The 11,008-nt window shown below is 56.7% G+C and carries 9 protein-coding genes; 4 read left to right on the top strand and 5 right to left on the bottom strand.

What is annotated here, in order from left to right:
* A partial coding sequence (locus HY30_RS18140) for a DUF3363 domain-containing protein (protein WP_034744364.1) occupies positions 1-1,256 on the top strand: 1,256 nt, incomplete at its 5' end.
* A 34-nt stretch (positions 1,257-1,290) separates the two neighbouring features.
* On the opposite strand, the gene HY30_RS20135 is transcribed toward HY30_RS18140, so the two are convergent.
* From HY30_RS20135 to HY30_RS18120, 5 genes are all read right to left on the bottom strand, one after another.
* Positions 1,291-2,028, bottom strand: a complete 738-nt coding sequence (locus HY30_RS20135; RefSeq protein ID WP_155839417.1) for a hypothetical protein — start codon at positions 2,026-2,028, stop codon at positions 1,291-1,293.
* A complete protein-coding gene (locus HY30_RS18135) occupies positions 2,025-3,146 on the bottom strand; it encodes a hypothetical protein (RefSeq protein ID WP_034744362.1) in 1,122 nt (373 codons plus the stop codon). Before HY30_RS18135 ends, HY30_RS20135 begins: the two co-directional genes overlap by 4 nt.
* Entirely contained in the window at positions 3,133-5,349 is a 2,217-nt protein-coding gene (locus HY30_RS18130) for a sensor histidine kinase (RefSeq protein ID WP_034744359.1), read from the bottom strand. Before HY30_RS18130 ends, HY30_RS18135 begins: the two co-directional genes overlap by 14 nt.
* Positions 5,342-6,952 (bottom strand): HsdM family class I SAM-dependent methyltransferase, encoded by a 1,611-nt coding sequence (locus HY30_RS19870; RefSeq protein ID WP_081812363.1) that lies wholly within the window; start codon positions 6,950-6,952, stop codon positions 5,342-5,344. Before HY30_RS19870 ends, HY30_RS18130 begins: the two co-directional genes overlap by 8 nt.
* A gap of 73 nt (positions 6,953-7,025) precedes the next feature.
* Positions 7,026-7,352, bottom strand: a complete 327-nt coding sequence (locus tag HY30_RS18120) for a hypothetical protein (protein WP_034744353.1) — start codon at positions 7,350-7,352, stop codon at positions 7,026-7,028.
* 200 nt (positions 7,353-7,552) lie between these two features.
* On the opposite strand from HY30_RS18120, the gene HY30_RS18115 reads away from it, so the two are divergent.
* Genes HY30_RS18115 through trbB form a run of 3 tightly spaced genes read left to right on the top strand, consistent with a single transcriptional unit; the run spans position 7,553 to position 11,002 of the window.
* Positions 7,553-9,538 carry a conjugal transfer protein TraG gene (locus HY30_RS18115; protein ID WP_081812362.1) on the top strand — a complete coding sequence of 662 codons (1,986 nt, stop codon included), beginning with the start codon at positions 7,553-7,555 and terminating at the stop codon, positions 9,536-9,538.
* A 53-nt stretch (positions 9,539-9,591) separates the two neighbouring features.
* On the top strand, positions 9,592-10,005 hold the full coding sequence (locus HY30_RS18110; RefSeq protein ID WP_155839416.1) for a CopG family transcriptional regulator: 414 nt from the start codon (positions 9,592-9,594) through the stop codon (positions 10,003-10,005).
* On the top strand, positions 9,998-11,002 hold the full coding sequence (gene trbB, locus HY30_RS18105; RefSeq protein WP_206741505.1) for a P-type conjugative transfer ATPase TrbB: 1,005 nt from the start codon (positions 9,998-10,000) through the stop codon (positions 11,000-11,002). Before HY30_RS18110 ends, trbB begins: the two co-directional genes overlap by 8 nt.
* Positions 11,003-11,008 lie beyond the last annotated feature (6 nt).

Below are 11,008 nucleotides of genomic sequence, written 5' to 3'. Positions count from 1 at the left end.
AACAGGAGCGGAAACTCCATGCCGAGGCGACCGCTGAACGGCTGACCCGGATCGATCAATTCCTGGACCGGCAGGCGGGCGAGGATCACCTGCTCGAAATGAAGGACAGCCCGGCGAGATACCGTACCCTGCATGCGGCGCGATTACGGACGCTGGAGCGGCTCGGCCTTGCTGAGAAATTGGGAGCGGGCCACTGGCAGCTCGATGCGAAGTTCAAGGCGACACTGAAATTACTTGGCGAGCGTGGCGACATCATCAAGACGATGAACCGGGCGTTGGCCGGAACGAGTGGCCGCCGCCTCGATACGGATGCAATCTTTGACCGATCTGATCCGGATGGCCGGAAGGTGACAGGCTCAGTCCTTCAAATGGGTCTGACGGGCGAGTCGCATGACCGGGCTTATGCGATCATTGACGGGCTGGATGGGCGGGCAGTTTATGCCGAGCTCGGTGGTGCGGAGCAGCTTGCAGAGATCAGGCGGGGGGCTATCGTGACGTTATCGCCGCCGGACCTGGAGCCGAAGCGCTCTGACGTCGCGATAGACCGGATCGCACAGAAGAATGGCGGGGCCTATTCTGCGGGATTGCACCAGACCGACGATCCGCGTGCGTCACCTGAATTTATCACGGCGCATGTAAGGAGGCTGGAGGCGCTCCGGCGTCAGGGGCATGTCGAACGCTCAGTTGATGCGAACTGGAACATTCCGGAGGACTATCTAGCCAAGGTGCGCGTCTATGAGCGTACGCAGGCACGGATTCGGTCAGTTGCCATGCTGGTGCACTCGGAGATGGGCCTGGCAGAGCAGACACATGCGCTGGGGGTGACTTGGCTGGATGAGGCACCCACGCCTATCGGCGTCCCGCTGGGGTTCGGGCGGGAGGTGATGGATGCGCAGCTGAAGCGGCGTCTATTCCTGGCCGAGATCGGGATTGCGGCGAATGATGTGAAGGCGCTGACACCGGCACAGAAATCGGAACTGCTCCGGCGAGACCTGGCGCACGCGGGGCGGACGCTGAGTGAGGAGATCGGGAAGCCGTATTCTCCGGCGCCAGCGCGGGGGCATGTCGACGGAGTCTATCGTGAGCCGGTGTCGCGGGTCAGCGGAAAGTTTGCAGTGATTGAGCGGACGCAGGATTTTACGATTGTGCCCTGGCGGGACGTACTGGAGCGGAGCCGCGGGATGAGTGTGTCGGGAGTGATGCGGGGTGGGGTGGCTTCTTGGACGCAGGGCCGAAAGCTCGGGCCGGAACGATGATCGTCGACCCAGCTAAAACGTCGATCCGAGATAACTATTCCACCATCATGCGCCCCAACAATTTCTTGCGTTTAGTCCGGTCATTTAGTCGCGAGAAAAAATTGATCCAAAGCCGTTTTTGGCACTGGCGGATTATGTTTGAGTATTCAGGAACATTTCGCAGCCTCGACCATAGCGGTCCATCGTTCTGACCTATCACAAAATCCACGGCTAAGATCGGGCACATTGGCGGCGTGAGCATTCGTGGACCGGTGTATTGCATCAATCCACGCCACTGATGGCCCTCAGCCGGTTGTGGAAGAATGTTGCCCGGAACAAACGCCCCCCCATTTACGAATGCCTCTTGAGCGTGCCCGCCTCGTTGGAAATGGTAGGCAGGGTGCGGTTCATTTGCAGTATTTACCGAGTCATGATCGCTATCAATGCGCCAGTGGTCCTCCAATTCAATTTGGCCCCAAGAACATTGCAGTTCTCCCAACACCCGAACTTGGAAGTCGGCTCTTCTGGGCATCTCCTCGTCTAGATTTGTTAGCTCAAAGGAGAACGCCAGATATGCCTGCCCTAGCGTTAGGCCATTCGGCAGCAACGCTTTATTTCTTGGAACAGGGATCGGAATTCCCTCTGGTAAAGAAGCTAGTCTCGGGTTGGCCCGCCAGTGGCCAGTTCTCAAATTCAAGGCCTGCAAAGCATTCGCCGTTGCCTGAGTTTGGTCCAGCTTATTTAGCTGCGCAGCGAAGGCATCAAGTTCACCGACAAACTTCGACCAAGTCACTGTGGCACCCGGATCAAAAGCTTTTGGAGACGCGCGACATCGTTTTCGTCACTACGAGGGTCTTGTCTTCTGAAAGCTTCGGCTGCTGAAGCATACTGAGGATCGGTCCATACAGGTCGGTCGGATCGAGCCGTAATTCTAACAGCGAATTCCGGGTCGACAGGAACCACGTCTGAACGGTCTTGTTCCAATGACAGACTGCAAACACGCCACGGCCTGTCGCCGGCACTACCTCTGGGCATCTCCAGCTTTTGTAGGCCGGGATACTTTTGTGATAGAAGCGAAAACCTCTCATTGATACTCAACAGCGCCAATGGGTGATGAGATGCGAAGGAACGATCCCACCAATCTTCTAGACCTCGCGCCCACCAGCGAGGAAAATGTTCATACCCTGCTCCGCGAAACCCAAACTCCGCCAAATCCGTGGATAGTAGCGCCCAAGCATCTTGGGTCTGCTCTGCATTCAGCCCTAACCGAATCTTCAGTAGATTTTGATCTATTAGGAGTCCGGCCGGTTCGAGTAACCCTGAAAATATCGCCAAGGCGGCTACGTGCACAGATGTGCTCAAACCGTCCCTCATGCGCCGCGCAAAGGAACCGTGCCCCCATTCTTCGAACTGCTCGGCAGTCAGTCCTGTAATGGTTCGAACAAGGTCTACTGCCCCGTCTTTCGACCTACTGAGCTCACGGTACACCACTTCGGCACCAAGCATAGCCGAGTGAATCAACTTTACGCTTTCTTGAATTTCTTCCTTGTCGACCGACAGGTCGAACAGGTCGATACTTGTCGGGTCACCATAGACAGAAACCGCCAAGATGGTTTTTCTCGAAAAGCGAACTATTGGGTACTCGCCAACGATATCCTTCGATCGCTGCTTCAGTCGGATGTCCTGTGCCAACCCAGGCCCAGTACCTAACTCACCTTCGGCATCTGAAAGATGCACATCCATAAGAACGCCTTTGGGAACATTTCTTTCCGACAGCAATAAGATTCTCGCTTCCGAAGGCGACACCGGCGTCACCCTAATCCCGGCCCCAGGGTTTGAAATCCGGTCCGCAAACGCCATCCGTTCTTCTTGCTGATCATCTACAATCAACCATCCATCAATCACGGCCATCTTCATCCTCCGCGGGGAGGGCAAACTGAAAGCAAGTTGAGTAGCCTTTTGGGGGAGCCACTACTCTCACGTCGCCGCCGGAATTTTCAGCGATTTGCCTTACAATCCATAATCCCAAGCCAGTGCCCTTAGAATGCTCTGAATCACTCTCGAGCGACGAAGGGGCACTAGAAGTCGTGAAAAATGCGTCGAAGATCTTGCTTTTAGCACTATCGGGTATCCCGTCTCCAGAATCACAGAAAAGAACTCGTATTCGTCCATCCTTTCCCGTCTCGCGTTCTGCCGAGATCAACATTCTCCGTTTGCCTCCGCCACGCCGAACTGCTTTGACCGCGTTGGTGTAAAAGTTAAGCAGCACAGAAGCAACTTCGGCACCGTGTATCGGCTTTGTAAAAAGTGCGTCGTACTCAGGAATGCTGATCTCAAGTTCGATAGACTGAGCTCTTGCTTGATCCCTAACTCCTCGTTCAAAATCCGAAATTGCACGTGCCATACTTACGGAGCTTATTTCTCTAAGCGACCTCGAAGCCGCGAGAGTATTCAGGTACGAAGTCAGCGTATCTAGCCTAGCCAACATTCCCTTTGCGCGCTCTGCATGCTGGATAAACTTCTTTTCCTGTCCGAACTCTTTTTCGGCGCGTTCAAATATGTAGGAAAAGTCTAATCTAACAGCGTCGAACGTCATGCCTGTCTCATGGCTAAACTCAGCAGTCGTCATGCCAAGTGTAGCCAGAAAACGAAGCATCGCCGACTCATCTGCATACGAACTTCTAAGATGCTCGAGTTCTTTAATCTCTGATTGGACAAGCCTTAGCGCTTGGGCAGTTTTTTTTGCCGCATTTTGCGCAGCTGGTGTCTTGGTTTGCTGCGCGACTTCATTTGCTGCTTCTCGCGCGTCACGCAAAGACTCCGTCAGTGCGCTGAATCGCTCATCGGATTTTGCAGGCGGTGTCGTAGCGCGGCCCGCTCGGGTCTTTCTTCCTCGGTCCTCAGCTAGCTGCTGTGTAGCGGTTCCTAACGCGGACGACAGCAAGGATCTCAATTCAACAAAAGCAGGCGTTTCAATCAACCCCTCTCTGGATGTGTGCTCTTCGAAATCCTCGACGTCTGGGTCTTCGATTTCCACAACTCCAAAGAAGTTTCGATTTGCGATCGGTGCCAACATGCTTCTTTTCGCATACAGAACGCCTAGTCCGAGCCAATCATCCCCAGGTTCCCCGTATGGCACAACCCGAAACCCATTCCGATATAGCCTTATTCCGCCTTCGCGTCCTAACACATCGCGGACACGCGTATAGACGATCGATGGCAGCAAACTAGGATCGAGAACGACATAATACGCCTTCATCGACACGTTTTTTAGATGCTCGTAATTCGGAACAAAATTGCCTTCCCGCGTAAGATGGTGAATCTTTCTCCAAGGACGCGCCTCGCCAAATCTATTTTTTTGGATGCGAAAACGTGCTGCCCCAACCTCATCCACTTTCACCTCTATTAGAGCATGCAGGTGGTCGAGTATCTCGGTCTTGAGATCGACCACCAAGGTGTCGTCGCTGAATAGTGAGTCTTGCTTGAAGAATTTGACTTGAAACCCGGGGTCGTCGGAAGGCGCCGACGATACAGGGGCTACTGGAAACGGCTTTTGAAGTGCAATAAGCGTTCGCCAACATCTGCGAATCTGCGAGTCACTCCAGTCATCCCGGAGGTCGGATATCACTAAGGACGTCCCTATCGACGTGCGCTCTGCCGGTTCGAGAAACACGGAAACGTCTTCCAGGTTCGTGCCCGCAGAAAATTTCGACCAATCTACGATAAGCCGAAGAGCGTCCTTCTCGCCCTTAGCCCTCGTGGTAAGCTCCAGTCGCGCTCCCAACCGCTGCGCTGCAAACCGTCCGATCCCCTTTCGTCCCGCTCGTTTGCGCTTAAATTTCTTCGACTTAGGTTCCTGCGCTTTCGTGTCGGACGCTAATCTCATGAAACCAGCCAAGAGTTCCTTTCTCGACATTCCTAATCCGTTGTCGATAATCTCTAATAAGTTCTTTCCAGACTCATTCGAGAATCTGACGACAACGTCTGTAGCGTCCGCGTCAAAAGCATTCTTGACGAGTTCAGCGAGTGCGGTCTCTTGCTTGGCAACGAGCTCTTGCCCCAATCGTGCAATAATTGCCGCATCTGTTTCGAACGATAACTGTTCCCTAGCCATTGTTTGCTCGTTTCGAACTTGAGTGCCGAATCATTCGACGCCGCTTAACTTCGGATTGAATACCAGCAATTGACTTCTTCCAAGACCGCCCCAAAATTGGAGGCATAAGAAATTGGTCCGCGATTTGTGTTGCTAACTCATAATCTCCGGCTCGTAGGGCCACATCTGCTTCTGCCAATGCGCCGGACGCCCCAGATTTCGTGCTTAAAATAACTGGTAACTTTCGCGCGTCGGACAGTTCAAACTTCAATACCCCCCCTCCGTAGGCACGACCCAACTCCTCAGCCATCAGTTGTCCGAACGAAGAAAGAAGGGATAAGGCGGCGCTGGCTCGCTGTTCTTCGGCAATGCCTTTATGAAACGAGAACCGGTGGAGCGTATTTGTGCAGAATATCCGCGACTTGGTGAGCACAAGTCTCGGCCCACGATGATTCATGTATGTGAATATTGCGTCGCATGGATTTCCTAAATCAACCTTCCACCATGGCGACCTCTTGGAAAACCAAACGACTTTAGAGCGCTCGGGTTTCGGAATCATGCTAAGACGCGCCTCTACGCTCGGGCTGAGCTTGGCCGGATATAATACCCAAGTTTTCTCTCCGGCATTGGCCAGCTGACGTAATTCAGTGGTAGAGATCGTAGTTCCTCGAATGTGCTTAGCCCTCGATACCACTGATCGAACATCACGTTTTTGAATACCAAACGCGACGCGTTCTTGCTCGCTCAGCAAGAAAACTGAGTTCCTTCCAGTCACCGCCCCAATGCTGAATTCGCCGAGTTCAGTCATTTCGTGCGACGCGGCCATGAGCTTTTCAACACCACCAATAGACTGGCCTTCACCGCTCGCCGAGTCCCGGGCATGCTCGCCATATTGGATTGTCTCCCAAGATGCTGAACCCTTGGCCGATCGACCTTCTGCGAATATGAGACACCCTCTTTCTTCCGCGGTACCGATCCACTCTGTTCGACTCGTTAGCTGGCACACCGCTACCAAGTCGAACTGAGCGCACAACCGCGAAAGCATATCTTGCCCATATCGAGTGAATACCGCTGAAGCCGGCGCAACTGCGGCCAATCGACCGCCCATTCGAAGAAACGACGTAGCGTGAAGCAAGAATGGAACCCAAATCCCCGCGGCACCCGAAAGTTTAAAGCGCTCACGCAGCTCTCGCCGTTTTGTCGGATCAATCGAGTGATTCCTGGTAAATGGTGGGTTCGCTATCACCACATCAAATTGGTCAGCCACGTCCGGAGACAAAGACAAAAAGTCGCCTAAGTGAGTTCTAAAACCGTTTGATTCAAATGTTTTGCAAGCCCGGATCGCTTCAGAATCTACGTCGCATACCAATCCCGAGATTCCTGATGTTCTTTCTTCGACCTCCCTACTGCGCAGTAGGCAGGCCTTTATGAGCATGCCAGATCCGACACTCGGCTCAAGCACACTTTCGGACCCGGTTCGAATGCTCCACTCCGCCATTAGCGCCGCTACTGCATTGGGTGTGTAGTGTGCGTTAAGCTCTCGCAGACGTTCTAATGTTCCGATTTCAGAAAGCACTTTCTCAGCACCAGACGTCTCGAGGAGGTCCCGCACAGTAAATTTCATTTAAACCGATCCGCCCAGCAAAAAAAGCAACCCTCTTAGTGCGCAGCAATCAGCTGCTTTTGACGGGTGCCGTTCAAAAAAATCTATCCCAACCGAAGTACAAATAGCGCGATTCTTTGTCCAACGACGCAAGTGCGACTGCCGACAGCCCTAACCCTTGAAGTTTATCTGGTAGGTTGAAAATATCATCCTTTAGCAGTGTAGACCTTACTTTGCCGCTGAGTCGACAAATCAGCGACTTTGTCAGCGGCTTCCCCCGACGGTAGTTCGTGAGTGCTTGCAAGATATGGCTCGTCAGATCGGCGGCGGCTTCGTCGCGCTGAATGGCAAGTTGGGCATTGTGGTCGCGCTTGGTGTGAGCGGGCGCAGTACGGATCGCAACATCAATCGAGGCGAACATCTTCCATGACTGCGGCTTATGCCAGGAACATATGACGAACAATGGGCTTGCGGGCTTCTTGTGGGAAATAACAGCCTCGCAGCTGCCACGCTTTGCTACTCTCCGCCTACCTGAGCGTCCTTTTTCCTGCGCTTAACTACCTGATTCTGCACAATATTCACTCTGGACGATGAGACGGTGGATGGCCCAGCCTAAGGGACATGAAACCGAACACGACCCTTTCCTGGCAGATCCTGATTGTCCTCGCCGTCATTGTCCTGGCGGTGTGGACGGCTACTGAATGGACGGCCTTTCAGCTTGGCTGGTCGGCGCGGCTCGGCGAGCCATGGTTCGTGCTGGCGGACTATCCGATCTATGCACCCTGGGCATTCTTTGGCTGGTGGTTCTCGTTTGACGCCTATGCGCCGGACGTGTTCGCACGGGGCGGTCAGATTGCGGCGTCTGGCGGTGTCATTGCGGTGGTCATCGCGGTCGCGGGATCGATCCTGCGGGCGCGCTGGGACAAAAAGGTGACGACGTTTGGCTCGTCGCGCTGGGCACTCAAGGGTGACATGCGCAAGGCCGGGCTGCTCGAACCTGCCGGCGTGTTCCTGGGTCAGGCCGAAGGATCATACCTGCGCCATGACGGGCCAGACCATGTCATGGCCTTTGCGCCGACCCGGTCTGGCAAGGGCGTCGGCCTCGTCGTGCCGACTTTGCTGTCGTGGACACACTCGGCCGTGGTGCACGACATCAAGGGCGAGAACTGGCAGCTGACATCCGGCTGGCGCTCCTGCTTCTCAGACTGTGTCCGGTTTGATCCGACCGACAAACGCTCGGCGCATTTCAATCCGCTCATGGAAGTCCGGCGCGGCGACTGCGAAGTGCGCGATGTCCAGAACATTGCCGATATCCTGGTTGACCCCGAAGGCATGCTGGAACGCTGGAGCCATTGGGAGAAGACCGCCCATTCCCTGCTCGTCGGCGCCATCCTCCATGTCCTCTATGCCGAGCGCGAGAAGACACTCGCGCGGGTTGCAAGCTTCCTGTCGGATCCCGACCGCACCTTCCGCGCCACGCTCACGATCATGATGCGCACGAACCATGTCGGCACCGCTGAGGCTCCATTGGTCCATCCCGTGATTGCGCAATGCGCCCGCGAGCTGATGAACAAATCCGAGAATGAACTCTCCGGCGTCCTCTCCACAGCCATGAGCTTCCTGTCCCTCTATCGCGATCCCGTCGTGGCCGAAGTGACCTCACGTTGCGACTTCCGGATTGCGGACCTGGTCGAAGGCAAGCGCCCGCTGTCGCTGTTCCTGGTCGTGCCGCCCTCGGACCTCTCCCGGACCAAACCCCTGATCCGGTTGATCCTCAACCAGGTCGGGCGGCGGCTCACCGAGCATCTGGATGTGGAAGCATCTTCGTCGCGGAGCCAGGTCCTGTTCCTGCTGGACGAGTTCCCTGCCCTCGGCCGGCTCGACTTCTTCGAAAGTGCGCTGGCCTATATGGCGGGCTATGGACTCAAAGCCTTCCTGATCGCGCAATCCCTGAACCAGATCGAGAAAGCCTATGGTCCATCGAACGCCATATTGGACAATTGTCATGTGCGGGTGGCGTTTGCGACCAATGACGAGCGCACGGCCAAGCGGATTTCGGATGCGCTCGGGACCAAGACCGAACAGCGCGCGATGAAGAATTATGCTGGCCATAGGCTGGCGCCCTGGCTCTCGCACAAGATGGTATCGCGCCAGGAAACCGCCCGGCAATTGCTGACGCCCGGCGAAGTCATGCAGCTGCCCTCGTCCGAGGAGCTTGTCCTTGTTGCCGGCTGTCCGCCGATCCGGGCGAAGAAACTACGCTATTATGCCGATCGCAATTTCACCTCACGCCTCATGAAGCCGCCCCGGGATGGTGAGGCCCTGCCCGCAGCTCGCCTGGATGGCTGGGGTCAGCAGATCCGGACCCTGCATGAAGGTCTGATGGTGCCACCGGTGTCGGATGACTCGGATGAAGGCGGTCCGGGCTTTGGAAGCGCAGGCACTCCAGTCCGATCTTCCGGGCCAAAGGGACCCCGGTCGCCCGGGCCGGCCCGCCCGTCCCGGCCTCGCCAGCCACTCCAGCAGGGACTGTTCGATACGATCCAGATTGCGGACGGACTGGAACAGACGACCGGGATTGACCTGACTGGACGGGGCAACAAATGAAGCCGCGCATCCAACCCTATATCTCTGCAGGAAATCTCGTTCGGCTCCGGGCCATGGCGAAAAGACCGGGTCTGTCGGAAAGCAAGATTGTCGACCGGGCGCTGGCGGCCTTCTTTGCTGGCGACACGGACGACCAGCGGGACGCCGCCATCACGCGGCGGCTTGATCGGTTAACCCGCCAGTTCGGACGGCTCGAACGCCACCACCTGATCCTCGGCGAGACGGTCTCGACTTATGTCCGCTATTTTCTGACCGTGACGCCGCCGGTGCCGGCCGACCAGCTCGATGCGGCGCGGGCCAAGGGTGACCTAAAGTTCGATTTCTTTGTTCGTCAGGTGGCCGAAAGCGTGCGCTCCGGCGACAGGATCCTGCAAAATGCCATCGAGGAGTTCGTTGCTGCGCCGTCCGACTTTGTCAGCGAAGCCGAGCTCGACCGGCTTGGCGTGCGGAGCGGGATCGATGCGTGAAGCCCAGAGCCTCATCCGCACCAGCGACATGCTGGCCACCGCGTTCGGGCCCGTCATCATGGCGGCGCTTGCCGACGCCCAGGTCGTCGAGATCATGGTCAACCCCGATGGCCGGCTCTGGATCGAACGGCATGGCGCGGGGCGTACTGCCTGCGGCGCGGTGTTGGCACCGGCCCAGGTCGAGCGCGTGATCCGGCTGGTCGCGACCCATATGCGGCGTGACGCGACGGCGGACGCGCCGCTTGTGTCGGCCGAGCTGCCCATGGGAGGCGAACGGTTCGAAGGCGTCCTGCCGCCGGTCGCGCCGGGCCCCTGTTTCTCGATCCGCAAACCGGCCGGACGCGTCATCCGGCTTGATGAATATGTCGCCTCCGGCGTGATGAGTGGCCACCATGCCGATGCCCTGCGGCGCGCCGTCCTGGACCGCCAGAATATCCTGGTTGTCGGGGGAACAGGATCGGGCAAGACCACGCTCGCCAATGCGCTCCTTGCTGAAATGGCCGAGACCGGCGACCGGCTGGTCATCCTGGAAGACACGCGCGAGCTTTCCTGCGGCGCACCGGATGTCGTGCAACTGCGCACGCAGCCGGGATCGGTCTCCCTGTCAGACCTTGTGCGCTCGACCTTGCGTCTCAGGCCCGACCGGATCGTAATTGGCGAAGTACGCGGGGCCGAAGCCCTCGACATGCTGAAGGCCTGGAATACCGGCCATCCGGGCGGGATCGCGACCCTGCACGCAAACTCTGCGCTGGCGGGTCTTTCCCGACTCGAACAGCTGGTCGGCGAGGCGGCCGTGAACGTGCCACATGATCTCATTTCTGAGACGATAGACAGTGTCGTGTTCATCGCGCGCCAACATGGGTCTCGCCGGGTCGAGACCGTCGCCTCGCTCTGCGGGCTCGGTCGGCATGGTTATGACCTTCGCCCGATTGTGCCCGACCTACAGCTCGTCCTGCCGAACCTGCCGTCGCTCCAGCCTTCTGCACTCCACCACTGAAAGGAA

It is taken from the genome of Hyphomonas chukchiensis (genome assembly GCF_000682695.1).
GTDB classification, from domain to species: Bacteria; Pseudomonadota; Alphaproteobacteria; order Caulobacterales; family Hyphomonadaceae; genus Hyphomonas; species Hyphomonas chukchiensis.
The sequence above is the reverse complement of the archived record's forward strand: the minus strand, read 5'-3'. Positions and strand labels throughout refer to the sequence as shown.